The organism is Pseudomonas sp. NC02 (assembly GCF_002874965.1).
Lineage (GTDB): Bacteria > Pseudomonadota > Gammaproteobacteria > Pseudomonadales > Pseudomonadaceae > Aquipseudomonas.
The window spans coordinates 5667436-5694027 of the sequence record NZ_CP025624.1 but is presented as its reverse complement, the minus strand read 5'-3'; the positions used below and the strand labels follow the sequence as shown (position 1 = coordinate 5694027).

The 26592-nt window shown below is 60.4% G+C and carries 26 protein-coding genes; 17 read left to right on the top strand and 9 right to left on the bottom strand.

Annotated elements, in window-relative coordinates:
- Positions 1 to 106 precede the first annotated feature (106 nt).
- From C0058_RS26760 to C0058_RS26740, 5 genes are all read right to left on the bottom strand, one after another.
- Positions 107 to 805, bottom strand: coding sequence for a fimbria/pilus chaperone family protein (locus C0058_RS26760; protein ID WP_008435638.1), 699 nt, complete (start codon positions 803 to 805; stop codon positions 107 to 109).
- A gap of 28 nt (positions 806 to 833) precedes the next feature.
- Positions 834 to 1460 carry a DUF1120 domain-containing protein gene (locus C0058_RS26755; RefSeq protein WP_250884758.1) on the bottom strand — a complete coding sequence of 209 codons (627 nt, stop codon included), beginning with the start codon at positions 1458 to 1460 and terminating at the stop codon, positions 834 to 836.
- Between the two features lie 64 nt (positions 1461 to 1524).
- Positions 1525 to 2154 carry a DUF1120 domain-containing protein gene (locus C0058_RS26750; protein WP_008435636.1) on the bottom strand — a complete coding sequence of 210 codons (630 nt, stop codon included), beginning with the start codon at positions 2152 to 2154 and terminating at the stop codon, positions 1525 to 1527.
- A gap of 43 nt (positions 2155 to 2197) precedes the next feature.
- Positions 2198 to 2815: a DUF1120 domain-containing protein gene (locus C0058_RS26745; RefSeq protein ID WP_168197537.1), complete on the bottom strand. Its 618-nt coding sequence runs from the start codon at positions 2813 to 2815 to the stop codon at positions 2198 to 2200.
- Positions 2816 to 2859: 44 nt separating this feature from the next.
- Positions 2860 to 3489 (bottom strand): DUF1120 domain-containing protein, encoded by a 630-nt coding sequence (locus tag C0058_RS26740; RefSeq protein WP_087692818.1) that lies wholly within the window; start codon positions 3487 to 3489, stop codon positions 2860 to 2862.
- Positions 3490 to 3994: 505 nt separating this feature from the next.
- On the opposite strand from C0058_RS26740, the gene C0058_RS26735 reads away from it, so the two are divergent.
- From C0058_RS26735 to dacB, 8 genes are all read left to right on the top strand, one after another.
- On the top strand, positions 3995 to 4729 hold the full coding sequence (locus C0058_RS26735; protein WP_003216349.1) for a response regulator: 735 nt from the start codon (positions 3995 to 3997) through the stop codon (positions 4727 to 4729).
- A gap of 200 nt (positions 4730 to 4929) precedes the next feature.
- Complete coding sequence (locus C0058_RS26730) at positions 4930 to 5565, top strand: response regulator transcription factor (RefSeq protein WP_003216351.1); 636 nt, start codon at positions 4930 to 4932, stop codon at positions 5563 to 5565.
- Between the two features lie 100 nt (positions 5566 to 5665).
- Positions 5666 to 6136: a nuclear transport factor 2 family protein gene (locus C0058_RS26725; RefSeq protein WP_008435632.1), complete on the top strand. Its 471-nt coding sequence runs from the start codon at positions 5666 to 5668 to the stop codon at positions 6134 to 6136.
- 36 nt (positions 6137 to 6172) lie between these two features.
- Positions 6173 to 6448 carry a GIY-YIG nuclease family protein gene (locus C0058_RS26720; protein WP_003216354.1) on the top strand — a complete coding sequence of 92 codons (276 nt, stop codon included), beginning with the start codon at positions 6173 to 6175 and terminating at the stop codon, positions 6446 to 6448.
- 75 nt (positions 6449 to 6523) lie between these two features.
- Positions 6524 to 7459, top strand: coding sequence for a glutathione S-transferase family protein (locus C0058_RS26715; RefSeq protein WP_008435631.1), 936 nt, complete (start codon positions 6524 to 6526; stop codon positions 7457 to 7459).
- Between the two features lie 109 nt (positions 7460 to 7568).
- Positions 7569 to 9995 (top strand): TonB-dependent receptor, encoded by a 2427-nt coding sequence (locus C0058_RS26710; RefSeq protein WP_102369864.1) that lies wholly within the window; start codon positions 7569 to 7571, stop codon positions 9993 to 9995.
- Entirely contained in the window at positions 9995 to 11029 is a 1035-nt protein-coding gene (locus C0058_RS26705) for a YncE family protein (RefSeq protein ID WP_102369863.1), read from the top strand. The genes C0058_RS26710 and C0058_RS26705 overlap by 1 nt, the downstream gene beginning before the upstream one ends.
- 58 nt (positions 11030 to 11087) lie before the next feature.
- Positions 11088 to 12548: a D-alanyl-D-alanine carboxypeptidase/D-alanyl-D-alanine-endopeptidase gene (gene dacB, locus C0058_RS26700; RefSeq protein WP_102369862.1), complete on the top strand. Its 1461-nt coding sequence runs from the start codon at positions 11088 to 11090 to the stop codon at positions 12546 to 12548.
- A gap of 135 nt (positions 12549 to 12683) precedes the next feature.
- Here dacB and C0058_RS26695 read toward each other — a convergent pair whose 3' ends face one another.
- Complete coding sequence (locus tag C0058_RS26695) at positions 12684 to 13559, bottom strand: helix-turn-helix domain-containing protein (RefSeq protein ID WP_102369861.1); 876 nt, start codon at positions 13557 to 13559, stop codon at positions 12684 to 12686.
- Positions 13560 to 13696: 137 nt separating this feature from the next.
- Between C0058_RS26695 and C0058_RS26690 the strand changes: the two genes are divergently transcribed.
- Entirely contained in the window at positions 13697 to 14608 is a 912-nt protein-coding gene (locus tag C0058_RS26690; RefSeq protein WP_102369860.1) for a DMT family transporter, read from the top strand.
- A gap of 57 nt (positions 14609 to 14665) precedes the next feature.
- On the opposite strand, the gene norR is transcribed toward C0058_RS26690, so the two are convergent.
- A complete protein-coding gene (gene norR, locus C0058_RS26685) occupies positions 14666 to 16210 on the bottom strand; it encodes a nitric oxide reductase transcriptional regulator NorR (RefSeq protein WP_102369859.1) in 1545 nt (514 codons plus the stop codon).
- Between the two features lie 147 nt (positions 16211 to 16357).
- Here norR and hmpA point away from each other — a divergent pair, with 147 nt between their 5' ends.
- The 8 genes from hmpA (at position 16358) to queC (ending at position 24727) form a co-directional block, all read left to right on the top strand.
- A complete protein-coding gene (gene hmpA / locus C0058_RS26680; protein WP_102369858.1) occupies positions 16358 to 17539 on the top strand; it encodes an NO-inducible flavohemoprotein in 1182 nt (393 codons plus the stop codon).
- Positions 17540 to 17799: 260 nt separating this feature from the next.
- On the top strand, positions 17800 to 18306 hold the full coding sequence (locus C0058_RS26675) for a disulfide bond formation protein B (RefSeq protein ID WP_008435621.1): 507 nt from the start codon (positions 17800 to 17802) through the stop codon (positions 18304 to 18306).
- Positions 18307 to 19104: 798 nt separating this feature from the next.
- The gene (gene cyoA / locus C0058_RS26665) at positions 19105 to 20046 is read left to right on the top strand and encodes a ubiquinol oxidase subunit II (protein ID WP_008435619.1); all 942 of its coding nucleotides are present in this window, start codon (positions 19105 to 19107) and stop codon (positions 20044 to 20046) included.
- A 3-nt stretch (positions 20047 to 20049) separates the two neighbouring features.
- Complete coding sequence (gene cyoB, locus C0058_RS26660; RefSeq protein WP_003216371.1) at positions 20050 to 22068, top strand: cytochrome o ubiquinol oxidase subunit I; 2019 nt, start codon at positions 20050 to 20052, stop codon at positions 22066 to 22068.
- A gap of 3 nt (positions 22069 to 22071) precedes the next feature.
- On the top strand, positions 22072 to 22698 hold the full coding sequence (locus C0058_RS26655) for a cytochrome o ubiquinol oxidase subunit III (RefSeq protein WP_008435616.1): 627 nt from the start codon (positions 22072 to 22074) through the stop codon (positions 22696 to 22698).
- Positions 22698 to 23033 (top strand): cytochrome o ubiquinol oxidase subunit IV, encoded by a 336-nt coding sequence (cyoD, locus tag C0058_RS26650; RefSeq protein ID WP_003216374.1) that lies wholly within the window; start codon positions 22698 to 22700, stop codon positions 23031 to 23033. The genes C0058_RS26655 and cyoD overlap by 1 nt, the downstream gene beginning before the upstream one ends.
- 11 nt (positions 23034 to 23044) lie before the next feature.
- Positions 23045 to 23932 (top strand): heme o synthase, encoded by an 888-nt coding sequence (gene cyoE, locus C0058_RS26645; protein ID WP_003216376.1) that lies wholly within the window; start codon positions 23045 to 23047, stop codon positions 23930 to 23932.
- Positions 23933 to 24034: 102 nt separating this feature from the next.
- Positions 24035 to 24727, top strand: coding sequence for a 7-cyano-7-deazaguanine synthase QueC (gene queC / locus C0058_RS26640; RefSeq protein WP_087692810.1), 693 nt, complete (start codon positions 24035 to 24037; stop codon positions 24725 to 24727).
- Positions 24728 to 24849: 122 nt separating this feature from the next.
- Here queC and C0058_RS26635 read toward each other — a convergent pair whose 3' ends face one another.
- On the bottom strand, positions 24850 to 25746 hold the full coding sequence (locus C0058_RS26635) for a queuosine precursor transporter (protein ID WP_003216380.1): 897 nt from the start codon (positions 25744 to 25746) through the stop codon (positions 24850 to 24852).
- Positions 25733 to 26338, bottom strand: a complete 606-nt coding sequence (locus C0058_RS26630; RefSeq protein WP_003216382.1) for a helix-turn-helix transcriptional regulator — start codon at positions 26336 to 26338, stop codon at positions 25733 to 25735. The genes C0058_RS26635 and C0058_RS26630 overlap by 14 nt, the downstream gene beginning before the upstream one ends.
- Positions 26339 to 26592 lie beyond the last annotated feature (254 nt).

Below are 26592 nucleotides of genomic sequence, written 5' to 3'. Positions count from 1 at the left end.
CGCCAGCCGGGTCAGTGGTTACTGTGTTCACGTAAAGGCACTCAGGTTATGGAAGCCGGCAACGGTTGGCGGGCTTCCCGGTGACAGTCACAGGGCTGTCACTTCGTTATTCAGCGTTTGCGGCGGTTATCGGTGCTTCATAGGCGGCGACGGCAAAGCCGTACACGGTGGCCGGTTGCAGGCGTACGGCCGTGGCGGTGTGGGGCGTGCTGAGCCGCAGGGTTTCGCCGGGCAACACATAAGTGCGCGGCAGCACCAGGCTCTGCTTGCCGGGCAGCAATTGCAGCTCCTGGGCCAGGCGCACCACGTAAGGCGTGGGGTTGGCGACGTTCAGGTGACCGGCGTTCAACGACCAGGTCAGCCCGGTCCAGGGTGTGCGGTTCGGCGCCAGGCCCTTGGGATGAATGATCACCGGCAGGTTCTGGCGCACGGTCACGCCCACCCGCGCATGGCCAGCCTGGGCGGCGTCACGGTCCTTGGGCATGCCTTCGAAGATCACCCGCTTCAGGCGTTGGGTTTTCAGGGGCGTGGGGTTGCGCAGGATAAAGCGCACCAGCTGGCTTTTGTCGGCCTCGACCCGGGACAGGGGCGGGGTGACGAACAGCAGCGATTCGGTGTCTTCCGGAATGTCTTCCAGGGTGACGTGCAGCAGGGCCAGTTTGCCGTCGGTGTTGGTCACCGACACCGAGGCTTCACCGTCGGCCTCGTTGACGATCACCACCGAGGTGTCGGGCACCATGCCGTCGGCAAACGCCTGGGTGCTCAGCAGCCAGCCCAGGGCCAGCAAGGTTGGATAGGTCTTCATGACGCAGTTCCTAAAATGATCACAGGGCTTAGAGGTAACGCAAATCCAGGACCAGTGAGCCATCGAGGGGAACGTCTTGCCTGAGGGTCAGACGGTTCGCCGGGTGGATGGTGGTCTGTGCGCGGATCCGGGTGGTCAGGGTGACGATGGGTTCCGGAAACGGTCGGCCGGGACGGGCGAAGCCCATGAGTGTCTTGGGGTGGATGGCCGGTTGGGGAGCCCAAAGGCCGCCTTCGGGGTTTGACACAAGTGACTGCATGGCCTGGCCGTCTCCTTGCGCCGCTTCGAACGCCAGGTCGACGTAACCCAACTGCTCCGCGGGCGCGATGGGGTTTCTCCCCAGGCCGTAGGTAGTGTCCGGTGCGGCGGACGAATCTTCGCGGCTGTCCAGGCCAATCAGGCCAAACAACAAGGGGCCGCTGCAGTGGATCTCTACCTCCAGCCATTGGGTGGGCAACGGGGTGGGAGCCACCTGGTTGAGGAGATGGGCAGGGATGGTGCCGTGGTCGATGATGCCGCTGCCGGAGAGTGCGATGGTGCAGGAACTGGGGGTGACCAGGCCCGACAGGGTCATCTCGGTGGCGGTGCTGGCAAACACGCTAGAGCCGGTGTTGAGCAATAACAGCGCCGTGCACAGGCGTAGGGTTCTGTTCATCATTCGGTCTTCAATGTGTTCGGTGCAAGTAAGGCGCCTCGCCGCGAACGACGAGGCCGCGGGTTTACAGGTACTTCACTTCCAGCGTGGCCGAGCCGTCGATCGGGTGTTCATCGCTCAGGTCCAGGCTGTCGGCCCGGGCGATCTGCGCGTACACCACCAGGTCGCTGACGACTTGCTGGATCGGCACCGGCAGCCAGGTGCCCGAGGTTCTATCGCCGAAAGCCGCCAATGCGCTGGGTGGCAGGATCGCGTCCGCCGACTCTGCCCAGGTCGTGCCGTTATCCCCGGATTCCAGCACCGTGACGGCGACAGAGTCGGCGACTGCGTTATTCAGCATCAGGTCGTAGGCCCCCAGCTTCTGCGTACCGTTGATCAACCCCAGGCCGTAGGTGCCGCCGCTGGAGTTGGACCCGGCGCGGTTGTCGGTGCCCTTGACGGCAAACAGGGTGCCGCCGTCGCAGGTGATGGTCAGTTGCAAGGTGGTGCGTGGCAGTTGTTTGGGGGTCGTGAGGTTCAGGTCTTTGGCGGAGATCTTGCCGTAGTCCACCATCCCTCCGCCGGACAGGCCAGGTGTGCAGGCGTTGGGGGTAATCACCCCTTTGACAGTCAGGTCGACGGTGGACGCCGCCAGGGCAGAGGCGCTGGTGCTGAGCAACAGCGCGGTGGCCAGGGCATTGAGCGTAAGTTTCATGGGGCACACGTTTCCTTTCGAGTGGGGCCGGTTGAATAAAGGGTTACAGGTACTTCAGTTGCACGGTGGCATGGCCGTCCAGCGGCACTTCGTCGAGCACGGTCAGGCGGTCGGTGCCGTCGACCATCGTGTACACGCGCAGGTCGGCACTGAATTGCCGTATCGCAATCGGGGTGTTCGCACCGCCGTTGGTGGCGACCGAGGTTTGGGTGTAGTGGCCCAGGTAAATCGACGGGAGCCAGGTCACCCCGCCATCGGTCGAGTTGATCGTCTTGACCGTGACGCCGTCCGCGACCGGGTTGAGCAGGCCGAATGCGGTGGCGCCAAGTTTTTCGCCACTGTCCGTCAGCCCCAGGCCATGCCAGTAGTCGTTAATTGCCGAAGTGCCGGCGCGGTTATCGATCGTGCTCAGCGCGATGAACGTTGGCGCTTCACACAGGACTTCCATTTGCATGGTCTGCGGCTGCAGTGAGGTCGGGCTGTCGGTGTTGAGTTCCTTGGCCGGCATTTTTCCGTAATCCACCACGCCTCCGCCGGAGAGCATGGGTTCACAGGCATTCGGCGTGATGGTGCCCGTGACGGCGAAGTCGGTACTGCTGGTGGCCAGTACGGTGGGGGCCAGCAGCAACGTGGCGAGAAAGACAGCGGGTGAGGAATTCATCATCGAGCAGCACCTTTTGGTTGCAGGTCAGGGGCGAAGGTGGGTTACAGGTAGAGCACTTCAATGGTGGCCGAGCCGTCGATATTGACTTCGTTGCTCAGGTCCAGGCCGTCGGTGCGGTTGATGTAGCCGCTGTAGGCCACGGGGGTGACCAGTTGCTGGGTGGCACGCGGGGTGCTGGCGTCTGCCAGGGTGGCGACCGAGAGATAGGTGCCGGTTTCAAAGCTGTTCCAACGCTCCCAGGTGACGCCATTGTCGAAAGACCCGATGGCTTGCACGGTTTCGCCGTCGGCCTGGGGCGGGCTACCGTTGGCGCCAAGGGTCAAGCTATAGGAACCCAGCTTTTGCGTGCCGTTGATAAAGCCCAGCCCGAAGCCGCTGCCGCTGCCGGAGCCAATACGGTTGTCGGTCGCCTTGAGGGCGAAGATCACCGGCGCATCGCAGGTCACGGTCATTTGCAGCGTGACTTTCGGCAACAGGGTGATCTGGGTGGCGTTCAAGTCCTTGGCCGACATCTTGCCGTGGTCGATGACCCCGCCACTGGACAGGCTCGGCGTGCAGGCATTCGGGGTGATGATGCCCTTGACTGTCAGGTCCACGGTGCTGGCGGCGAAGGCGGGGGCGGTGCCAGTGATCAGCAGGGCGCTGGCGACGGCGATCAGATGCTTGTTCATGGTTGTATTGTCTCGGTGTTGGATCAACTGACGGGTGCAGCTCACCGCAGCGCAGAAAGAGGCGCGGTTGGGCGTCGGGTCAGTTCGGATAGTTGGCCGCCAGGTGAGTTGGCGGGTTGCCCTCTTGGGGTGGGGCGCAATTTAGCGCCGGGGGGGGAGGAGGGGAAATACAAGAATTACGACAATCCGCTATCCCTCTAGCTCGCCTGCGTCAAGTCGGAATAGGTGGGCGGAGCTGTAGGAAAAACTGCCTTTTCGTAGTTCTTGTATCGCAAGAGTGGTATTCATGTGGATAGCTTGATTCGGTAATGGGTGCCAGGCGGATGGGTTAAGGATCACCGTCAAGCGCACCCTCACTAGACGATATGCCAGGGCCGTCTGATGGCCCTGGCAGGTCGGCGCCGATATCGAGGTGGCCATGATGCCAAGCGTGTTTGCTGACGACGCCCCCAGGCAGCAAACGGTGCCATGGCGCAGTCCTCCTGTTCACTGGAAGCACCTGAGCGTGCTGATCGTCGAGGACCATCAGGCCTATCGCGCCTTGATGGGCTGGTTCCTGCAAAAATTCGAAGTCGATCACGAACTGGTGTGCAACGGGCAGGCCGCGTTGACCGCCATCGCCCTGCGGCATTTCGACCTGGTGATCAGCGATTGCCGCATGCCGGTGCTGGATGGCTATAGCATGGCTCGTGAGATCAGGCGGCGAGAGGCCGTACACAGCCGCCCTCGTGTGCCGATCATTGCCTTGACCGCCAAACTCTCTGCGGACGATGCGCGCCGCTGCCTTGAGGCCGGCATGGATGCCTGGCTGCTCAAGCCGCTGACCCTGGAACAATTGCGCGGGGTGCTGGAGCAGTGGCTGCCACAGCCGCCGGGCGCCAGTACGAACCCGCCTGCCACAGCCTGCGCCGGGGCGCACTGGCCGACTCGTGCCGAACTGATCAGGACATTTGGCGATGAACAGGTGGTGAACCAGATGTTGCGCACCCTGGTGCGCGAGGCCGAGGCTGATTACGCAGGCCTGGTACAGGCTTGCCGCATCGTCGACCCGCATGCATTGGTCGACTGCCTGCATCGCCTGGCGGGAAGCCTGGCGTTTTTTGGCGAGACGGAGCTGGATCGCTGTGCGGGGGAGTTGATCGAACAGGTGCGCAAGCACGGGATCCGGTGCAACAGGCGGGCATTGCAGCGGTTCGACCAGGACCTGCTGGTGTACCTGCGCTATTTGACAGATTTATGACATTTTCAGCGAGTCTGTAGGGGGTATTACCTCTGTCTGTGGGCTTAGTTTGTAGGTGGTTTCCTTTTTTGTTGTAGGTAAAAAATCACCCGCTTAAGAACACGGGACGCCATTGAAAACCGCTCCCAGGTGGGCGGTTGTTGCCCGGGACGGACAGGGTTATTTTGCGCAAATCAATTTGCCATCACTCATGGATTTCTATGCTTCGCGTAATTATTGCTGACGATCATCCCATTGTTCGGATCGGGCAGAAGGTGGTGATCGAGGCCAATGGCAAGTGCAAGGTGGTCGGTGAGGCCAACGGCCCGGATGAGCTGCTGCGGGTACTGGGCAGCACCCCTTGCGATGTGCTGGTGACGGACTTCGCCATGCCGGGCGGGCAGCAGGCTGACGGCTATGTGTTGTTGGGCTTGTTGCAACGCCAATACCCCGGGGTGCCGGTGATCCTGGTGACGATGTTCGCCAATATCGCCACCCTGCGTGCCTCGTTCGCCGAGGGCGCCCGAGGCATTGTCGCCAAGAGTGCGTCGGCCAAGGAGTTGCCCACGGCCATCAAGGAAGTCTGCGAGGGCAAGACCTTCGTCAGCGAGTCCCTGCGGACCCAGTTGGTGCAGGCCGGCACGGGCGATCAATCACAACCGCCGCAACTGTCGGGCAAGGAACGCGAAGTGGTGCGCATGCTGGCCAGCGGCATGACCGTCAGCCAGATTGCCGCGCGGGTCAATCGCAGCATCTCCACCATCAGCAAACAGAAAAGTACCGCGATGAACCGGCTGTGTATCTCCACCGATGTGGATTTGTTCCACTATGCTCGCAGCAGCGGAATGGTGCCCTGAAGGGACGGGATGAGGTATTCCTGGCGTTGATGCCAGTAGTGTTCCCCGGCCTTGGGGATTATCGTACCGGCCATCCCAACTTCTTTTGCGGAACCTGCCCATGAGCGACGCCCATAACGCCTTGATCACCGAGTTCTACAGTGCCTTCCAGCGCCTGGATGCCGAGGCCATGAGCGCCTGCTACAGCGACGACGTGGTGTTCAGCGACCCGGCATTCGGTGAACTGCGTGGCCGTGATGCCGGCGACATGTGGCGCATGCTGACCACCCGGGCCAAGGACTTTTCCCTGACCTTCGACAGTGTGCGCAGCGATGAAATTACCGGCAGCGCCCACTGGGTGGCGACCTACCTGTTCAGTGCGACGGGCAACACTGTAGTCAACGATATCCGGGCGCGCTTTGTGTTTCGTGACGGCAAGATCTGCGAGCACCACGACCACTTTGACCTGTGGCGCTGGTCGCGGCAGGCGTTGGGCACCAAAGGCCTGTTGCTGGGCTGGACGCCGCTGGTGAAAAACGCCGTGCGGGCCCAGGCGCTGAAAGGGTTGAAGGCGTTCCAGGCCAGTCGTTGATAAGATTGGCGTTCCTTTGGTTTGCCGAATTGATCCGTGACGACTCCTTCTGAAGCCAAACCGTGGTTTGTCTACCTGGTGCGCGCCGCCAATGGCTCGCTCTATTGCGGTATCAGCAATGACCCGGTGCGCCGCTTTGCCATGCACCAGAGTGGCAAGGGCGCACGGTTTTTCCTCTCGAGCCCAGCCGTGGCGCTGGTGTACACCGAGGCATGCATCAGCAAGGCCGAGGCGCTGCGCCAGGAACGGCTGATCAAGAAACTCAAGAAAAGCGCCAAGGAGTGCCTGGCGGCGATCGGCCCATCAGTTTGACTGATAGGTTCCCATGCGCGCCTTTGCCGGGTTTGCAGGCTAAGCTGGACGCTCACTCATTGAGCGGAGCCTGGCATGACTGAGTTGATCCTGCACCACTACCCGCAATCCCCATTTGCCGAAAAGGCCCGCCTGTTGCTGGGCTTCAAGGGCTTGTCCTGGCGTTCGGTGCACATCTCGCCGGTGATGCCCAAGCCTGACTTGACGGCCCTCACCGGTGGTTATCGCAAGACCCCGGTGTTGCAGGTGGGCGCCGATATCTACTGCGACACCGCACTGATCGCCCGCCGCCTGGAGCAGGAAAAGTCCGCGCCGGCGCTGTTTCCCCAAGGCCTGGAACTGGTCAGCCAAAGCTTCGCCGCCTGGGCTGATTCGACGGTGTTCTCCCATGCCGTGAGCCTGGTGTTCCAGCCGGAATCCCTGGCGGTCAAGTTCGCCAAAGTGCCGCCGGAAATGCTCCAGGTGCTGGTGGCCGACCGCAGCAAATTGTTCAGTGGCGGCACGGCCACCCGTGTGCAACTGGATCAGGCCAAGCATCAATGGCCGGTGATCATCGGTCGTATCAATCAGCAGTTGCAGCACCAGCAGGGCGACTTCCTGTTCGGCGAGCCGTCGATTGCCGACTTCGCCCTGGCGCACCCGTTGTGGTTCCTCATGGGATCGTCGGTCACCTCGCCGCTGGTGGAAACCTATCCTGCGGTGGCCGCCTGGCTCGCCCGGGTGTTGGGTTTCGGGCATGGCACGTCGAGCCAGATGAGTGCCGAGCAAGCCCTGGAAGTCGCGCGCAATGCCACGCCGGCCAACCTGCCGGAAGAAATCTTCGAAGACCCTAACGGCTTCAAGCCCGGCCAGCAAGTGACCATCAGCGCCACCGACTACGGCACCGATCCGGTGGCCGGGGAGTTGCTGTTTGCCGGCCGCGAAGAGCTGATTCTGCGGCGCACCGATGACCGCGCCGGCACCGTGCATGTGCACGTTCCGCGCTTCGGATTTCGGATCCAACCGGCGTGACTGAAATTATTTTCAAATCGGTGTGAGGTAAACCTGTCGGCCATCCGTGTAGTGCTTGAAACTGCGATTAATTCGCATTAACAGCGTTTTTACACACGGGTTCTCAAGCATGAAGTCCAGGGCAACGTCGGCGGGTTCGGTTAAACATTGGCTGGGAGCCTCGGTATTGGCAGTTTCGGGGCTGGCGCTGTTGCCCCTGGGCGTGGCGCAGGCGGCCGAGGCGCAGCAGCAGAGCACGCTGTTCAACTTTGCCCTGGCCGCCAAGCCGCTGCCCCAGGCCTTGAGCGACTTCACCCGGGTGACCGGCATCAGCGTGGTCTACACCGATGAAGCGCCCTACGCCATCAAGGCCCCGGCCATCACCGGGCAGATGAGTGCGGCCCAGGCCATGCAACGCCTGCTGGGTAATTCCGGCTTCACCTTCCGCCAGATCGACGCCCGCACCCTGGCCCTGGAACCGCTGCCCACCGACGGCGCGCTGAACCTCGGCGCCACCACCATCAACGGTGCCGCCCTGGCCTCGGATACCACCAGCTATCAACCGCCGCCTACCAGTTCGGTGATGCGTTCCCACGGCCTGCTGCTGGAAACCCCACAGACTGTCAACGTTGTACCGGCCCAGGTGATGCGCGATCAACAGCCGCGCAACCTCGACGATGCCCTGACCAACATCAGTGGCATCACCCAGGCCAACACCTTGGGCAGCACCCAGGACGCGGTGATGCTGCGGGGTTTTGGTGACAACCGAAACGGTTCGATCATGCAGGACGGCATGCCGCTGGTGCAGGGCCGCGCGCTGAATTCCACCGCCGAGCGCGTCGAAGTGCTCAAGGGCCCGTCGTCGTTGCTGTATGGCATCCAGGATCCGGGCGGCGTGGTCAATATCGTCAGCAAGAAACCCGAGCTGATCCAATCCACCTCGCTGACCGTACGCGGCTCGACCTTTGGCGACGGCAAGAACGGCAGCGGCGGCAACCTCGACACCACAGGGCCCATCGGTGACAGCGGGTTGGCGTACCGCTTGATCGTCGATCACGAAGACGAAGATTACTGGCGCAACTACGGCACTCACCGCGAGAGCCTGATCGCACCGTCGCTGGCCTGGTACGGCGACAACACCAAGCTGTTGTTTGCCTATGAGCACCGGGAGTTTCTCTCGCCGTTCGACCGGGGCACCGCCATCGACCCCAAGACCAACCACCCGCTCAACATCCCGTCGACTCGCCGCCTGGACGAGCCCTTCAACAACATGGAAGGCCGCTCCGACCTGTACCGCTTCGAGGCCGACCACGATTTGAATGACGACTGGAAAGCCCACTTCGGCTACAGCTGGAACCGCGAGACCTACGACGCCAGCCAGGTGCGTGTGGTCAAGGTCAACGCCAATGGCACCCTGACCCGCAGCATGGACGGCACCCAGGGCGCACTGACCACCGACCGCTTCGCCACCGCCAGCCTTGAAGGCAAGGTCAACGTCGCGGGCATGCAGCACGACCTGACCTTCGGCCTGGATGACGAGTACCGCAAGATCTACCGGGCCGACCTGATCCGCCAGGCGCCCCGTGGCACGTTCAACTACAACGATCCGGTCTATGGCAATGAAGTGGCGGGCACCACCGTCAGCGCGCCGGACAGCAACCAGACGGACCTGCTGCGCAGCGACTCGCTGTTCCTGCAGGATGCGATCCACCTCACTGACCAGTGGATCCTGGTGGGCGGCGCGCGTTATCAGATGTACGACCAATACGCCGGCAAGGGTGTCCCGTTCACCGCCAACACCGACGGCAATGGCCAGAAGTGGGTGCCACGCGCGGGCCTGGTGTACCGCTACACTGACGAGCTGTCGTTCTATGGCAGCTACACCGAGTCGTTCAAGCCCAACTCCACCATCGCACCGCTGGATAACAAAACGGTGCTGGATGGCAGCCTTGAACCGGAACAGTCGAAGTCCTGGGAGTTGGGTACCAAACTCGACATTCCGGGTCGTATCACTGCCAGCGCCGCTCTGTTCAACATCGAGAAGCGCAATGTATTGGTCGAGGTGGGCGACGGCCCGACCGCGATCTATAGCGTAGCCGGCAAGGTCCGCTCCCGCGGCCTTGAACTGGACGCCAGCGGTCAACTGACGGATAAATGGAGCGTAATCGGCAGCTACGCCTACACCGATGCTGTTGTCACCGAAGACCCGGACCTTAAGGGCAACCGCCTGCAAAACGTCGCGAAGAACACCGGCTCGCTGTCAGCGGTGTATGACTTCGGCAGCATCCTTGGCGGTGACCAACTGCGGGTGGGCGCCGGTGCACGTTATGTGGGGGAGCGAGCGGGTAATGCCGCCAACGATTTCGACCTGCCGAGCTACACCGTGGCCGATGCGTTCGCCACCTATGACACTAAAATCGAGGGGCAGAAGGTCAAGTTCCAGCTCAACGTGAAGAACCTGTTTGACCGTACCTATTACACCTCGGCCGTGAACACGCAGTTTGTCTCCATCGGCGACGCCCGTCAGGTGTCCGTCTCCAGCACCCTGGAGTTCTGATGAAACACTGGTTACTGGCAGCACTGTTGATCAGCGGCGCAGCATCGGCTGATGACTCGACCTACCATCGCGAACACCGGGTGACATTGCCCGGCTCTGGCCACAGTTGGGGCTTTGTCGGGCTGGACCCGACCCGGCCGTATCTGTTCCTGGCTCGCCGGGAAAACGGCCTGAGCGTGTTTGATGTGAAACAGCAGCGCCTGGTCGAGACGGTGGCGCAGTCCGAAGGCGCCAACGGCGTGGTGTTCGTGCCTGAGGTAGACCGGGTTTTCGTGCTCAACACCGACGGCAGTCTGAGTGTGGTGGAGTTATCCACACTCACATTCTTGAAGCGTATCCCGGTGGCGCAAAGCAACCTCAACAGCGCGGTGTACGAGCCATCGACGGGCAAGGTGATTATCGTCAGTGGGCGTCGGGCGGATCGTTCGACGCTGTTTGAATTCGACCCGAAACAGGAACGAATCACCGGCGCCCATGAACTGGCGGTGAAGAAAATCGACCCGCTGCTGATCAAGGGCGACGGCAGCTTCTTCCTGCCGATGCGCGATGAAGGCAAGGTCGCCCGCTATTCGGCGAGCACCTTTGCGTTGCTTGACACCTGGCAGTTTGCCGGTTGCCCCAAGCCCAGCGCATTGGCCCAGGACGTGGCGCGCCAGCGACTGTTTGTGGCGTGTCGCGGTGAAGTGCCGGTGTTGATCGTTGCCGACCGGAAAACCGGTGAAGTCAAGGCGAAGCTGCCGATCACCCGCGACGTCAACGCCCTGGCCTACGACGAGCAGCACCGGCGCTTGCTGATCCCCAGTGGCGTCGATGCCAACCTGACGCTGGTGGATCAAACGGATGCCGACCACTACGCCGTACGCGCCAGCGTCAGCACCTTGCCGATGGCCTACAACATGGCGTTCGACCCGGCGAGCCAGCGGGTATTCCTGCCGGCCATGGACTTTACCCAGCCGGCGCCGAGCAAGGCCGAGCCCAAGCCGGACCCGCTGTTTCATGCCAATACGTTTTCCGTCACGACCTACGGGCCTTGATTGACCGGGAGGAATTCCACAAGCTGCGCACTCTCGAAATTCAAGGACTACCAGGTTTATGCGGTTGGGACGATGGACACACACCGGCGGGCTGCTGCTGGGCTTGAGCTTGTTGCTGGGCGGTTGCGCCACGGCGCCGAAAACCTCCACCAGCGCCAGCCTCGACCAGTTGCTGGCCGACCCGGCACTGCACGGTGCCAGCGTGTCGCTGATGGTGCGCGATGCCCGCAGTGGCAACACGCTCTATCAACACAACCCACGCACACGGCTGACCCCGGCTTCGAGCCTCAAGCTGCTGACCACCGCGGCGGCGATGGATGTGCTGGGGCCGCAGTATCGGTTTTCCACGCAACTGTTGAGCGACGGCATCCGCCAGGGCGCGGTGCTTGACGGTAACCTCTACCTGCGCGGCCTGGGCGACCCGACGATCCAGTGGGCGGATTACCAGGCGCTGGCGGCCAACCTGGCGCAGCAGGGCATCCGGCAGGTGCGGGGCGACCTGGTGTTCGACGACACGTTCTTCGACGCCGAGCGCCTGGGCACCGACTGGTCCCAGGACGATGAAAGCACCTACTACGGCGCGCAGATTTCGGCGCTGACGGTATCGCCCAATGACGACTTTGATGCGGGCTCCCTGCTGGTCACGGCCAGGGCGCCGGTCGTGGCAGGGCGCCCGGTGACGGTGGAGATCAGCCCGGCTACCGATTACGTGCAGCTCAGCAACCGTGCGGTCAGCGGCACAGGCAACAGCTATGGAATCAATCGCCAGCACGGCACCAACCTGTTGCGCCTCAGTGGCGCGCTGGCGCCGGGCAGGCAGAGCCCGCAACTGGTCAGTGTGTGGGAGCCGACGCAACTGGTGGCCAACCTGTTTGAACAGGCCTTGGCGCAGCAGGGGATTGTCGTGCAGGGGCGTCGGATGATCGGGGGTGTGACGCCGACCACGGCGACGGTGCTCGCGCTGCATGAGTCGGCGCCGTTGCAGGAACTGATCACGCCGTTGCTCAAGCTTTCCAATAACAACATGTCTGAAGCCTTGCTCAAGAGCATGGGGCGCAAGACCGTGAATGCCGGTACGGCGCCTGCCGGTGTGGCGGCGGTGGGCGGGTTCCTGAAACGTCAGGGGATTGATACGGCGACGTTGAACCAGGTGGACGGTTCGGGGTTGTCCCGGCGTAACCTGGTGTCGTCGCAGAACCTCACGGATGTGCTGCTGGCCGCCAGCAAACAGCCCTGGTTCAGCGCCTGGTACAACGCGTTGCCGGTTGCCGGTAATCCGCAGCGCCTGGTGGGCGGCAGCCTGCGTTACCGCCTGCGGGGCACCGCTGCGGAAAACAACCTGCACGGCAAGACCGGCTCCATGAGCGGCGTGTCGTCGTTGACCGGGTATGTCACCGATGCCAATGGGCGCAAGCTGGTGTTTTCGATGGTGACCAACAATTACGTGGTCGCAGGCGCGCGGGTCAAGGCGCTGGAAAACCGCCTGGCCACGGCACTGGCCAACAGCACGGACTATTGAGCACCGAAGATCAAAGGTGGGAGCGGGCTTGCTCGCGAATGCGCTGGTTCAGTCAGTACATGTGTTGACTGTCACACCGCTTTCGCGAGCAAGCCCGCTCCCACATTGGACCTGTGCTGTCAGGCAGATTGCATTTCAAGGCAGGAACGCCTGCCGGTATTCACTAGGGGTGGCGCCCATCGCCTGGCGGAACCGGTTGGTAAAGTGGCTGGCGCTGGAAAACCCGCACGCCAGGGCAATCTCGCCCAGCGGCAACGACCCACCCCGCAACAACTCCCGGGCGCGGGCCAGGCGCCGCGCCAGCAGATATTGATGGGGCGGCAGTCCAAAACTCTCGCGAAACATCCGCGCAAAGTGGTACTCCGACAACGCACACAAGCCTGCCAACTGCCCCAGGCTGATCGGCTCCGCCAGTTGCTGGTCGATGTGCTCCACCAGTTGCCGGCGCTGGTGGGCGGCCAGCCCGCCTTTCAAACGCAAACCCTCGCGCATCCCCACCTGGCTGAGCAAGGTATGGCTGAGCATTTCATGGGCCAGGCTGCTGGTCAGCAGGCGTTCGCCGGGCTCTTTCCAGTTCAGGCTGATCAACTGGTGAAAACGCCGGGCCTGCCGCGCATCGTCGAGGAAGGTGCTCTCGCGCAGTTGCAACTCGCGGGGTTCGCGGTCTAGCAAGGTGACGCAGCCCAAGGCGAATTGCTCGGGGCTGAAATACACGTGGGCCAGGCGGATTTCGCCGTTGATCACCCAGGCCGACTGATGCTCGGCCGGCAAGATGCACAGCTTGTCCGGGCCGCCCTTGGTGCCGGGCTGGTCGCGGCGAAAGGTGCCGGTGCCACCGCCGATGTAGCAGGACAAGGTGTGGTGGTCGGGGGCTTCGTAATCCTGGGCGTCGTGATGGTTGCTCCACAAGGCTGCAGACAAGCCGTCACCGAGCTCGGCGCACAGCTCGAGGCGAGCGTTGGGCGAGCGGTTGAGGGATTGAAAGACTTGCAGGGTTTCCAGTGGCGGCATATTCGTACTCTCTGACGGCTTGCATCCTACTCCCCGCGGCGGCGGCTGTGATCCCGGCAGCCGACAAAAGCGCAAGAATGTGCAAGAGACCTGGTGCCGCCAGGGGCGAAACTGTGGCTCAACCCTCGGAGCCCGCCATGAACCTTTTCCTGTATTTACTCACCGTATTGATCTGGGGCACCACCTGGATTGCCCTCAAGTGGCAACTGGGCGTGGTGGCGATTCCGGTGTCCATCGTCTATCGCTTTGGCCTCGCGGCGCTGGTGCTGTTCGTGATGCTGCTGCTCAGCCGCAAGCTGCAGGTGATGAACCGGCGCGGGCATCTGATCTGCCTGGCCCAGGGCCTGTGCCTGTTTTGCGTCAACTTCATGTGCTTCCTGACCGCCAGCCAGTGGATTCCCAGCGGCCTGGTGGCGGTGGTGTTCTCGACGGCCACCTTGTGGAACGCGCTGAACGCCCGGGTGTTCTTCGGGCAGAAGGTCGCACGCAATGTGTTGATGGGCGGCGGCCTTGGCTTGCTCGGCCTGGGGCTGTTGTTCTGGCCGGAGCTGGTGGGGCACACCGCCAGCCCGCAAACCTTGCTCGGCCTGGGTTTGGCATTGCTCGGCACCATGTGTTTCTCGGCGGGCAATATGCTGTCGAGCCTGCAGCAGAAGGCCGGCCTCAAGCCACTGACCACCAATGCCTGGGGCATGGCCTATGGTGCGTCGATGCTGGCGATGTACTGCGCGGTGCAGGGCATTCCGTTCGACATGGAATGGAACAGCCGGTACATCGGTTCGCTGCTGTACCTGGTGATCCCGGGTTCGGTGATTGGCTTTACCGCCTACCTGACCCTGGTCGGGCGCATGGGGCCGGAGCGGGCGGCGTATTGCACCGTGCTGTTCCCGGTGGTGGCGTTGAACGTCTCGGCGTTTGCCGAGGGCTATCAGTGGACGCCGCCGGCGTTGGCGGGGTTGGTGCTGGTGATGCTGGGGAATGTGTTGGTGTTTCGCAAGCCCAAGGCTGGCGCGCCGATCAATCCAATCTACAAGGCGAAGCAGGTTTAGTGTGGGGGGCTCGACAGCTCCCACATTTGATCTCCTTTACCTGAGAATCACCGTTCATTACTTCAGGCCCAGGCGCTTGGCCATTCGTCCCAGGTTGGCCCGGTCCAGGCCCAGCTCACGGGCGGCACTGGCCCAGTTGTACTGGTGGCGTTCCAGGCAGGCGCTGATGACCTGGCGCTGGTAGTTCTCGGTGGCCAGGCGCAGGTCGCCGGTGACGTCCGGCACGGGGTCGGGCTGCGCTTCGAGCGGTGGCGCGGTGGCGTTCGGCAAGTCCAGATCCGCCGCGCTGAGGCTGAGAATCTTCGGGCGCTCCCGGCAGTTACCCAGGGCTTTCAAGGCGCTGCGGCCGATCAAGTGTTCCAGTTCGCGCACATTCCCAGGCCAGGTATAAGCCAGCAGTGCCGCCTGGGCATCGCTGGTCAGGCGCAGGCTGCCCAGGCCCATGCGTGAGCGGTTTTGTTCAAGGAAAAAGCCCGCCAGCAACAGCACATCGCGACCGCGCTCACGCAGGGCTGGCACTTGCAGGGGATACACGCTTAAACGGTGATAGAAGTCGGCACGATAGCGGCCGCTGCGTACTTCTTCGGCCAGATCCCGGTTAGTGGCAGCGATCAGGCGCACATCCACCTGGTGCTCCTTGTCAGACCCCAGGCGCTGCAACTGGCCACTTTGCAGCACCCGCAGCAACTTGGCCTGCACGGTGAGGGACAACTCGCCCACTTCATCAAGAAACAGCGTGCCGCCATTCGCCAGCTCGAACTTGCCCCGGCGTTCGTTGAGCGCGCCGGTAAACGCCCCGCGCACGTGGCCGAACAGTTCGCTTTCCACCAGGGTTTCCGGCAGGGCGGCGCAGTTGAGGCTGATCAGCGGTTTCTCGGCGCGGTTTGATGCAGCATGGATCGCCTGGGCCACCAGCTCCTTGCCCACGCCGGTCTCGCCGGTGATCAATACCGTCAGGTCACTGCCACCCACCAGGTTGATTTCTTCCACCAGGCGTTTGTGGCTCTTGCTCTGGCCGATCATTTCCTTGTGCTGCTGGCCGCTGGCCTGGCGGTAGATTTCGGCGCGCTGGTGTTCGTCTTCGGCACGCAGGGCCAGGCGTTCGATGCGTTCAGCCACATTGACGGTGGCGGCGGCGAGGCTGGCAAAGGCTTGCAGGGCGTCCAGTTCCACCCGTTCGAAACGCTCGGTGTCGAGGGCGTCGAGGGTCAGCAGGCCCCAGGGCCGGTCGTCGACAAACAGCGGGCAGCCCATGCAGTCGTGGACTTCCAGATGCCCGTGCAGGCCATCCACCAGGCCGTCATAGGGGTCGGGCAGTTCGCTGTCGCTGTCAAAGCGGGTAGGGCCGGGGCTGCTGAGCAGCACGGCGAAACGCGGATGTTCGCTGACCTTGAAGCGCCGGCCGAGGGTGTCGGTGCTCAAGCCATCCACCGCCAGCGGCACCAGCCATTCGCCGTCGAGGCGCAGCAGGGCGGCCGCGTCGCAGGGTAGCAGGGCGCGCATGGCCTGGAGCAGGCGCCGGTAACGCTCGCCTTCGGGCAACTCGCGGGACAGGTCGGCGACCAGGGGCAGCAGGGTGGTGAGCAGCGGCTTCGCAGTCATAATGACTCCTTGTAGTCATAGTGACTATATAGTGTGGGGAGTCATACTGACTACATTAATGTTAAGTATATGATTTATATGGTTTTATTTGTTGGCACGAATACTGAGTAGTAAAGGGTATTCAGTAAGAAGACTCAGGAGTCTGCCATGCTTAGTGCCCAAGACCGTGCCATCGTCAAATCCACCGTGCCCCTGCTGGAAAGTGGCGGCGAAGCCTTGATCACCCATTTCTACCGGATGATGCTGTCCGAATACCCAGAAGTACGCCCGCTGTTCAACCAGGCCCACCAGGCCAGCGGCGACCAGCCCCGGGCCTTGGCCAACGGCGTGCTGATGTACGCCCGGCATATCGACCAACTCGACCAGTTGGGCGATCTGGTGGCAAAGATCATCAACAAGCACGTGGCCCTGCAGATCCTGCCGGAGCATTACCCGATTGTCGGTACCTGCCTGCTGCGGGCAATTTCCGAAGTGCTGGGCAGCGAAATCGCCACCCCTGAAGTGATGAGTGCCTGGGGCGCCGCCTATGGCCAATTGGCCGACATCCTGATCGGTGCCGAGGCGGCTATCTATAAAGAGAAGGAGCAAGCACCGGGCGGCTGGCGTGGCGCGCGGCCGTTCACCTTGGTCAAGCGTGTGGAGGAGAGCGCGGAAATTATCTCGTTTTACTTCGCGCCTGTGGATAACGGCCCGATCCTGGCCGCCGAGCCTGGGCAGTACATCGGCATGAAGCTGGTGCTGGAGGGCGAGGAAGTGCGCCGCAACTACTCCCTGTCGGCGCGTGGCGATTCGGGCCAGTACCGCATCAGCGTCAAGCGCGAAGCCGGTGGGCGGGTGTCGAACTACCTGCATGACCAGTTCCAGGTGGGTGCGACCATCGATCTGTTCCCGCCTTCGGGGGAGTTCACCCTGGCGGCCAGCGACAAGCCATTGGTGCTGATCAGCGGCGGCGTGGGCATCACGCCAACATTGCCGATGCTCGAAGCGGCGCTGGCCACCGAGCGTCCGGTTCACTTTATCCACTGCGCGCGTAATGGCGGCGTGCATGCGTTCCGCGAATGGGTGGACGGCCTGGCGGCGCAGCATCCGCAGCTCAAGCGCTTCTATTGCTACGCCGAGGATGATGGCGTGAGCCCGGCGGCGGACAAGGTCGGGATGCTGAGCCAGGAGCAACTGGCGGCGTGGCTGCCGCAGGAGCGCGATGTGGATGCGTACTTCCTGGGGCCTAAAGGCTTCATGGCGGCGATCAAGCGTCACTTGAAGGCCCTGGGTGTGCCGGAAGCGCAGAGCCGGTATGAGTTCTTTGGGCCGGCGTCGGCCCTGGAATAACTTACTCGGTCAAAAATGTGGGAGCGGCGGTGCGACGATTCGACTTGCTCGCGAAGGCGGTGTATCAGGCACACATTCAGTGACTGACACTCCGCTTTCGCGAGCAAGCCCGCTCCCACATTTTGATCTCCATTTTCCCTGATTAATCTCCTGTTAATGCCTCCTGTTTAAACCTCCACACGCCAACTGCTCAACTTTCACCGTCCGCGTGTAAACTTGCGGCCATTGGCACAACCATCATTGGCTAAAGGGAAACGGGGATGATCGACGAATTGCGTTTGGGCAGGGAGCGACGCTTTCTGGTACTGCTGGGCATCATCTGCCTGGCGCTGATCGGCGGGGCGCTGTACATGCAGGTGGTGCTGGGCGAGGCCCCTTGCCCGCTGTGCATCCTGCAACGTTATGCCTTGCTGCTGATCGCGATCTTCGCCTTCATCGGTGCCGCCATGCGCACCACCCGCAGTGTCACGGTGTTTGAAGCACTGGTGACCCTCAGCGCCCTGGGGGGCGTCGCCGCTGCCGGCTATCACGTGTACATCCAGTTCTTTCCGAAGGTCAGCTGCGGCATCGACGTGCTGCAACCGATTGTCGATGGCTTGCCGCTGGCCTCGGTGTTTCCCCTGGGGTTCCAGGTCGACGGCTTCTGTGAGACGCCGTACCCGCCCGTGCTCGGCCTGTCCCTGGCCCAGTGGGCGCTGGTGGCCTTTGTGCTGACGGTGATCCTGGTGCCACTGGGCATTTACCGTAATCGCCAGGGCAAAGCCTAAGCGGTTACAACTCAACGCCCCGGCCTTCCTCTAAAGAAGGCTGGGGCGTTTTTGTTTGTAGGCATTTGTGAAGAGGCCGTGACGCGGGGCAAGTTTGGGTGTGCGCAGCGTGCGACATGTTGTCACACGGAAGCTGTCGCAGGACGTTTCTGACGCTCGTAAACGCGCCATAAATTTGCATGAAGCGGCGTTTTATGGCTGTCAGTTCGTCGTCTGGCCGACGCCGCGAGTGGCGTGCGGTCGGCGACATTGCCCGATGTCCGAATGCCTTGTTTTTAGGGGACTTGGATCCGTTTTCGATGCCCTTACAGGCTGTAAGGGATGTGGCAGATTGCCCAATAACACGGCATTTTTTGTGGTTTTTGTCGAGAATCAAACGCGATACGATCGCGGACCTTTGCAATAATGGTGAAGGATTATTGCTGGAAACGATAAAAATTATTTCTGGATAAGACATGGTTTATACATCGCTAGCTAACTACAATCGCCCGCACTGAATGTCCGGTGCTGCTCACCCCTGAGCAAACTAGGGCGGTCGAGAAGCGGATGTAACGTTTCATGCGACCCCAGGTGCCGGCAGCCTTTCAACTATCCGCACCAAATGGAATTGGTCTGTAACAAGGCCTTTGACCAACGAATTCGAATAAGAACTCACCGCTAGCCCGTGACGTGTCGATTCGCGCAAGGTGCGACGGGCAGGCCCTTATTCAATCGAAGAGAAATGCCAACCCTTGGCAGGGTGAAGTGTTGGCGATCAAAACCCAACTGCATTGCGCAAGCTGCTTTAGAGGTCGTGAGATGAGTAAAAACAGGTACCCCCGATTACTAGGCTTTTTGCCGCTACTTGGCATGATGTTAATGCTGGGAGGCTGCAAGTGGACCTTGCTCGACCCTAAAGGTCAGGTCGGTCTGGATCAACGCAACCTGATCATCACCGCCACCCTGCTGATGCTGTTGGTCGTGGTGCCCGTGATCATCATGACGTTCGCGTTCGCCTGGAAATACCGCGCGTCGAACACCAGCGCCACCTACGCGCCGAAGTGGTCGCACTCCACCAAGATTGAAATCGCGGTGTGGCTGGTGCCGATCCTCATCATCATCGCCCTGGGTTACATCACCTATAAGTCGACCCATGAGCTGGACCCGTACCGTCCGCTGGACTCCGACGTCAAGCCGATCAACATCGAAGTGGTCGCGCTGGACTGGAAGTGGCTGTTCATCTACCCGGACCTGGGTATCGCCACTGTGAACCAGATCCGGTTCCCGGAGAACACCCCGCTTAATTTCCGGATCACCTCCGACGCCGTGATGAACTCGTTCTTCATCCCTGCACTGGGTGGCCAGATCTACGCGATGGCAGGCATGCAGACCCGTCTGCACCTGATCGCGAACGAGAAAGCTGAAATGGAAGGCATCTCCGCCAACTACAGCGGTGCTGGCTTCACCGGCATGAAATTCAAAGCGATCTCGACGAGCCAGGAAGATTTCAACGCCTGGGTAGCCGAAGTCAAGGCCGCACCTAAACAGCTTGATCAAGCTGAATACGACGCCCTTGCCAAACCAAGCCAGAACAACCCAGTCGCCCTGTACTCCACGTACGAGCCGGACCTGTTTCAGAAAATCGTCGACAAGTACGAAGGTATGAAGCCAGGCAAGCCGATCGAGCACGAGAAGAAAGAAGTGGCCGCGGTTGAAGGTTCTGACACGGGCTCGCATTCAACTGCTGGGGCAGAGGAGTAAACGATGTTTGGTAAATTAAGTTGGGATGCGGTCCCGTTCCACGAGCCGATCGTGATGGTGACCATCGCCATGATCGCGCTGGGTGGTCTGGCACTGTTTGCAGGTATCACTTACTTCAAGAAGTGGACCTACCTGTGGACCGAGTGGCTGACTTCGGTCGACCACAAGAAAATCGGCGTCATGTACGTCATCGTTGCCATGGTCATGCTGCTGCGTGGTTTTGCCGACGCCATCATGATGCGTACCCAGTTGGCCATGGCCACCGAGGGTTCGCCTGGCTACCTGCCTCCTGAACACTATGACCAGATCTTCACCGCCCACGGTGTGATCATGATCATCTTCATGGCGATGCCTTTCTTCACCGGCCTGATGAACCTTGCCTTGCCGCTGCAGATCGGTGCGCGTGACGTTGCGTTCCCGTTCCTGAACTCCCTGAGCTTCTGGCTGCTGGTATCCGGCGTAGTGCTGATCAACCTGTCCCTGGGCGTCGGCGAATTCGCCAAGACCGGTTGGGTTGCGTATCCGCCATTGTCGGGCCTGGCCTACAGTCCGGGCGTGGGTGTGGATTACTACATCTGGGCGCTACAGTTATCAGGACTCGGGACGACACTGACGGGGGTCAACTTCCTGGCCACCGTCTTGAAAATGCGCGCCCCTGGCATGAAGCTGATGGACATGCCGATCTTCACCTGGACCTGCACCTGGGCCAACGTACTGATCGTTGCATCGTTCCCGATCCTGGCTGCAACCATGGCGTTGCTGTCGCTTGACCGTTACCTGGATTTCCACATTTTCACCAATGAACTTGGTGGCAATCCAATGATGTACGTGAACCTGTTCTGGGCATGGGGTCACCCTGAGGTGTACATCCTGATCCTGCCAGCGTTCGGTATCTTCTCTGAAGTGATCTCGACCTTCTCGGGCAAGCGCCTGTTCGGTCACCACTCGATGATCTACGCCTCGGGCGCGATCTCGGTACTGGGCTTCATGGTTTGGCTGCACCACTTCTTCACCATGGGTTCGGGGGCCAGCGTCAACGCGTTCTTCGGACTGGCGACGATGCTGATTTCCATCCCGACGGGGGTGAAGCTATTTAACTGGCTATTCACCATCTATCACGGTCGTCTGCGTATCACCAGCCAGGTTCTGTGGACCCTGGGCTTCATGGTGACCTTCGCGATCGGCGGCATGACCGGCGTACTGCTGGCCATCCCGGGTGCTGACTTCGTACTGCACAACAGCCTGTTCGTCATTGCTCACTTCCATAACGTGATCATCGGCGGCGCAGTATTCGGCTACATCGCAGGTTTCAGCTTCTACTTCCCGAAAGCGTTCGGCTTCAAGCTGCACGAAGGCTGGGGCAAGGCTGCATTCTGGTTCTGGATCTCGGGCTTCTTCGTCGCGTTCATGCCGCTCTACGCTCTGGGCTTCATGGGCATGACCCGTCGTCTGAACGCCACGACCAACCCTGAGTGGGTACCGTACCTGTACGTTGCCATGGTGGGTGCACTGATGATCGCTGTGGGTATCGCCTGCCAGCTGATCCAGCTGTATGTCAGCGTGCGTGATCGCAAGCAGAACATGTGCGAATCCGGCGACCCATGGAATGCACACACCCTGGAATGGTCGACTTCGTCGCCACCGCCGTTCTACAACTTTGCCGTACTGCCGAAGGCTGACAGCATCGATCCGTTCACCGAAGCCAAGGAAGACGGTACTGCGTACCAGAAGCCTGCGCGTTACGAACCGATCCACATGCCTAACAACACCGCTACCGGCGTTGTGATGGGCGCGCTGTTGACCGTGTTCGGTTTCGCGATGATCTGGCACATCTGGTGGCTGGCCATCGTGAGCCTGGTGGGCACCATCGGCTACTTCATCGTTCACGCTGCCCGTGATGACCAAGGCTACATGGTGCCGGTCGACGTGATCGAACGCATCGAAGCCGAGCAACACGCTCGCCTGGTTGCCGAGAAGAAGATCCCGGCCAACCGTGTTGAAACCTCGTTGGAACAGGCTTAAACCATGTCGAACTTAGTGACCAATGCTGGACACGCCCATGTCGATGACCATGGGCACGATGACCATCACCACGACTCGGGGCCAATGACCGTATTCGGTTTCTGGCTCTACCTGATGACCGACTGCATCTTGTTTGCGTCGATCTTCGCGGTGTACGCGGTACTGGTAAACAACGTAGCGGGTGGCCCGTCGGGCCACGACATCTTCGAACTGCCTTACGTGCTCGGCGAAACCGCCTTGCTGTTGTTCAGCTCGATCACCTACGGCTTCGCCATGCTGGCCTTCTACAAGGGCAGCAAGAAAGGCGTCCTGAGCTGGTTGGCACTGACCTTCCTGTTCGGCCTGGGCTTCATCGGCATGGAGGTCAACGAGTTCCACCTGCTGATCTCCGAAGGTTACGGCCCGCACCGTAGCGGCTTCCTGTCGGCGTTCTTCACGCTGGTAGGCACCCACGGTCTGCACGTGACTGCCGGTCTGATCTGGATGGCGACCATGATGTATCAGGTCAACAAACATGGCCTGACCAACACCAACAAGACTCGCCTGAGCTGCCTGAGCCTGTTCTGGCACTTCCTGGACGTGGTCTGGATCTGCGTCTTCACCGTTGTCTACCTGATGGGGACTCTGTAATGGCTAATGCACATTCCCATGACAGCCATGATGACAGCCACGGCAGCGTCAAGTCGTACGCCATTGGCTTCATCCTGTCGGTCATCCTGACGCTGATCCCGTTCGGCCTGGTGATGTACCCAACCTTGCCGAAGTCGATCACCTTGATGATCGTCCTGGCGTTCGCGGTGATCCAGGTCCTGGTTCACCTGGTGTACTTCCTGCACCTGGACCGCTCGAAGGCTCAGCGCGATAACGTGATTGCGTTCGTGTTCGCAGGTTTGGTGATCCTCCTGCTGGTTGGCCTGTCGGTATGGATCATGTTCAGCATCCATACGTTCATGATGGCGAAGTGAGGTAAGACCCGATGTCGCTTAAGCACTTTATCCAAATCACCAAACCGGGGATCATTTTCGGTAACGTGCTTTCTGTGGCAGGCGGTTTCTTCCTGGCCTCCAAGGGGCATGTCGATCTGGCCATTTTCCTGGCTGCGATGATCGGCACGTCCCTGGTGGTAGCTTCCGGTTGTGTATTCAACAACTGCATCGACCGCGATATCGACATCAAGATGGAACGCACCAAGAATCGTGTGCTGGTCCAGGGCCTTATCTCCCTGAAACTGGCACTGATCTTCGCGACCATCCTGGGTATCGCCGGCGTGGTGTTGCTGTACAAGGTGGCCAACCCGCTGGCGGCGCTGTTTGCCGTGATCGGCTTCGTCATCTACGTCGGCTTCTACAGCCTGTACCTCAAGCGCAAGTCGGTTCACGGCACGCTGGTGGGCAGTCTGTCGGGGGCGATGCCGCCGGTGATTGGTTATGTGGCTGTGACCAATAGCTTCGACATGGCCGCGTTGGTGCTACTGGTGATGTTCAGCCTGTGGCAGATGCCGCACTCCTATGCCATCGCGATCTTCCGCTTCAACGACTACCTGGCTGCCTCGATTCCGGTTCTTCCGGTCAAGCGTGGCATCAAGGTCGCCAAGAAACACATCCTGCTCTACATCCTGGCCTTCCTCGTGGCGACCTTGATGTTGACCTTCAGTGGCTACGCCGGCATGAGCTACCTCGCCGTTGCCGCCGCCATGGGCATGTACTGGTTGTACATGGCCTGGACCGGCTACAAGGCGGTGGATGACACCGTCTGGGCACGCAAGCTGTTCGTCTTCTCGATCTTCACCATCACCGCCTTGAGCGTGATGATGTCCCTGGATTTCCAGGTGCCGAAAGAGTTGCTGCTGACGTACGCTCACTGAGTGATCGAGCAGTAAAAAACCCCGCCTTCGAAAGAAGCGCGGGGTTTTTTATTGAGGGGCCTTTAAACTATGCCAAATCTTACAAATGCAGGAAGCAGCGTGATGAGTAAAAAAGCCGTTATCGTATTCAGTGGTGGGCAGGATTCGACCACCTGCCTGATCCAGGCACTGGCGCTGTATGACGAGGTGCACTGCATTACCTTCGATTATGGCCAGCGCCATGTGGCGGAAATCGAAGTCGCACAGAAACTCGCCAAACAGCTGGGCGCCACCGTTCACAAAGTGATGGACGTGTCGCTGTTGAACGAGCTGGCCATCAGCAGCCTGACCCGCGACAACATTCCGGTACCCACGGTGAACAGCTCGGGCGAGAGTTTGCCGAGCACATTCGTGCCTGGCAGGAACATTCTGTTTTTGACCCTCGCGGCGATCTACGCCTACCAGGTCAAGGCGGAAACGGTGATCACCGGGGTGTGTGAAACCGACTTCTCCGGCTATCCCGATTGCCGGGACGAGTTCGTCAAGGCGCTGAACAAAGCGCTGCAACTGGGCATGGAATACGACGTGCGCCTGGAAACGCCGTTGATGTGGCTGAACAAGGCCGAGACCTGGGCCCTGGCGGACGATCACCAGCAGATGGACCTGATCCGCAACCAGACCCTGACCTGCTACAACGGCATTATCGGTACGGGTTGTGGCAACTGCGACGCGTGCAACCTTCGCGCACGTGGCCTGAACGACTACCTCGAAAACAAGGCAGCCGTCATGCAGAGCCTGAAAAGCAAACTGGCGTGATGTCGATCGTTCCCACGCTCCGCGTGGGAACGCATCCCGTGACGCTCCGCGTCACAAAGGCGGACGCGGAGCGTCCAACGCGGCATTCCCACGCAGAGCGTGGGAACGATCATCAGCGATCATCAACTGGCGTGTGGTTGGGCCTGGGTATCGCCCGTGATGTAGCGCTTGAACAGCGAGCGGGCGCCATAGGCCGGCAGGATGTTGAAGAAGGCAAAGCAAACCTTGATCGCGATCTGCACGTAGATCATGTTCAGGATGTCGCTGGTCTGCATGGCGCCGTAGAACGCGATGAAGCAGAACAGGAAACTGTCGATGATCACCGCGAAGAACGTACTCAGGAAAATCCGCAGGAACAGGTACCTGGAATTGGTCAGCTCCTTGATCTTGCACAGCAGGTACGAGTTGATGTTCTCCGACACCAGGAACGAAACCGAAGAGGCGATGAGCACCGACGACACCTGGATGATCACGTCGTTGTAAGGCCCGTCGAGCTTCCAGCCTGGCAAACCGGGGAGGAAGGTCGAGCCGTAGAGCAGGATGATGATCATCGCGTTACTGGCAAACGCAAACAGGATGGCCCGTCTCGCCAGCCGCAGGCCGAACTGTTCGTTGAGCAAGTCCACGATCAGAAACGTCAGCGGGTAAAGGAACGTGCCGGGCGTGACGATAATGCCCAGCGACTCCAGGTAAATAGGTTTGGTCGCGGCGATGCTGGTGAAGATATAGAACGTAAAGAGCAGCAGGTTCAGGATGATGTAAATCATCCATGAGTTCTCGTTGCGGTCGTTGAGGTCGTACGCGGTCAGCGCTCCGCCCTGTGAGTAGAACTTCTTGTACATGTTCTTCACTTCCATTTTGTTTAAATTGTCCATGATTTCGCTGTTCAGCACTTCGCTCAGCTTTATCCGAATGATCTTGCCCGTGGCGATCACCATGATCACCGCCAGGCTCTTGTCATTCTCGAACCCCAGCAACTTGTATTTGCTGTTCTCGACTTCGTGCTCATACGTTGTCATTGAAGCGCTCCTCGATGATATCTCCCACCACACAGATACGATCCGAGCTGACACACGCTTGATCCGTGATAAATAGTTTTTTGCTGAGCCTGTCGTACACCAACTTTTCCTTGTCGTCGCTCGACGTCCCTTTCTGCACGATCAACAAATCGCCCGGCTCGTTGACGCCGGCAATCGCATGTTCCAGCAGCACGGCTATCAAGTTGTAGGAAGTGCCGAAGTAGTAGGTCAGCGGGTACAGCGTGGCGAGTTCGCCAATGCGCTTGTCCATGCTCGCCATGACCTGGCTTTGCTTGATGATCGGCACGGCAGCAGGGTTCATGTTGCCCTGGGGGGAAATACTGCTGTCGATGATCTCTTTTTCTTCGAAGTCGAGGGTCTCGATTTCTTCATAGGAAACGCCGAAGAAATCCGAGATCTTGCGGATGGTGGACTGCTGTACGTTAACGACCTTGCCTTCCAGAATGTTGTAGATCGTGGTTCTGGTCAGGCCGGCCGCGTTGCACAACGACAGCTGCGTCTCTCCGCGGCTTTTGATCAGGTATTTGATATTGCTCTTCAAATACTCGGTGCGTTCTTTTCTGTGAATCAAATGCCCACCACTTCCTTATGTTCTACACAGAGCGTCCATGTTGCGCTGGGGGTGCGTGCTTCGCCGCGGCGCGAAGTGTTGCATGCGCCTGCCACAAGAATAAAGACCGTGATCAGTTTTTTGGCGATTGGCCAGCATTCAGCCAGGAAAAACCGCGTCTTGTCCCCCTGTGTGCGGCCAAAAAGAATCATTTAATTTGGAAAATGTTCATTTTTCTGCTTAATTGCCCTGCGCCCAACGGAAAGGCGCACGGG

What these genes read in the sequence shown, in the direction of transcription:
- C0058_RS26760 (WP_008435638.1), bottom strand. Translation starts at nt 805, where the DNA reads ATGAAGACCTATCCAACCTTGCTGGCCCTGGGCTGGCTGCTGAGCACC.
- C0058_RS26755 (WP_250884758.1), bottom strand. Translation starts at nt 1,460, where the DNA reads ATGAACAGAACCCTACGCCTGTGCACGGCGCTGTTATTGCTCAACACC.
- C0058_RS26750 (WP_008435636.1), bottom strand. Translation starts at nt 2,154, where the DNA reads ATGAAACTTACGCTCAATGCCCTGGCCACCGCGCTGTTGCTCAGCACC.
- C0058_RS26745 (WP_168197537.1), bottom strand. Translation starts at nt 2,815, where the DNA reads ATGAATTCCTCACCCGCTGTCTTTCTCGCCACGTTGCTGCTGGCCCCC.
- C0058_RS26740 (WP_087692818.1), bottom strand. Translation starts at nt 3,489, where the DNA reads ATGAACAAGCATCTGATCGCCGTCGCCAGCGCCCTGCTGATCACTGGC.
- C0058_RS26730 (WP_003216351.1), top strand. Translation starts at nt 4,930, where the DNA reads ATGCTTCGCGTAATTATTGCTGACGATCATCCCATTGTTCGGATCGGG.
- C0058_RS26725 (WP_008435632.1), top strand. Translation starts at nt 5,666, where the DNA reads ATGAGCGACGCCCATAACGCCTTGATCACCGAGTTCTACAGTGCCTTC.
- C0058_RS26715 (WP_008435631.1), top strand. Translation starts at nt 6,524, where the DNA reads ATGACTGAGTTGATCCTGCACCACTACCCGCAATCCCCATTTGCCGAA.
- C0058_RS26710 (WP_102369864.1), top strand. Translation starts at nt 7,569, where the DNA reads ATGAAGTCCAGGGCAACGTCGGCGGGTTCGGTTAAACATTGGCTGGGA.
- C0058_RS26705 (WP_102369863.1), top strand. Translation starts at nt 9,995, where the DNA reads ATGAAACACTGGTTACTGGCAGCACTGTTGATCAGCGGCGCAGCATCG.
- dacB (WP_102369862.1), top strand. Translation starts at nt 11,088, where the DNA reads ATGCGGTTGGGACGATGGACACACACCGGCGGGCTGCTGCTGGGCTTG.
- C0058_RS26695 (WP_102369861.1), bottom strand. Translation starts at nt 13,559, where the DNA reads ATGCCGCCACTGGAAACCCTGCAAGTCTTTCAATCCCTCAACCGCTCG.
- C0058_RS26690 (WP_102369860.1), top strand. Translation starts at nt 13,697, where the DNA reads ATGAACCTTTTCCTGTATTTACTCACCGTATTGATCTGGGGCACCACC.
- norR (WP_102369859.1), bottom strand. Translation starts at nt 16,210, where the DNA reads ATGACTGCGAAGCCGCTGCTCACCACCCTGCTGCCCCTGGTCGCCGAC.
- hmpA (WP_102369858.1), top strand. Translation starts at nt 16,358, where the DNA reads ATGCTTAGTGCCCAAGACCGTGCCATCGTCAAATCCACCGTGCCCCTG.
- C0058_RS26675 (WP_008435621.1), top strand. Translation starts at nt 17,800, where the DNA reads ATGATCGACGAATTGCGTTTGGGCAGGGAGCGACGCTTTCTGGTACTG.
- cyoA (WP_008435619.1), top strand. Translation starts at nt 19,105, where the DNA reads ATGAGTAAAAACAGGTACCCCCGATTACTAGGCTTTTTGCCGCTACTT.
- cyoB (WP_003216371.1), top strand. Translation starts at nt 20,050, where the DNA reads ATGTTTGGTAAATTAAGTTGGGATGCGGTCCCGTTCCACGAGCCGATC.
- C0058_RS26655 (WP_008435616.1), top strand. Translation starts at nt 22,072, where the DNA reads ATGTCGAACTTAGTGACCAATGCTGGACACGCCCATGTCGATGACCAT.
- cyoD (WP_003216374.1), top strand. Translation starts at nt 22,698, where the DNA reads ATGGCTAATGCACATTCCCATGACAGCCATGATGACAGCCACGGCAGC.
- cyoE (WP_003216376.1), top strand. Translation starts at nt 23,045, where the DNA reads ATGTCGCTTAAGCACTTTATCCAAATCACCAAACCGGGGATCATTTTC.
- queC (WP_087692810.1), top strand. Translation starts at nt 24,035, where the DNA reads ATGAGTAAAAAAGCCGTTATCGTATTCAGTGGTGGGCAGGATTCGACC.
- C0058_RS26635 (WP_003216380.1), bottom strand. Translation starts at nt 25,746, where the DNA reads ATGACAACGTATGAGCACGAAGTCGAGAACAGCAAATACAAGTTGCTG.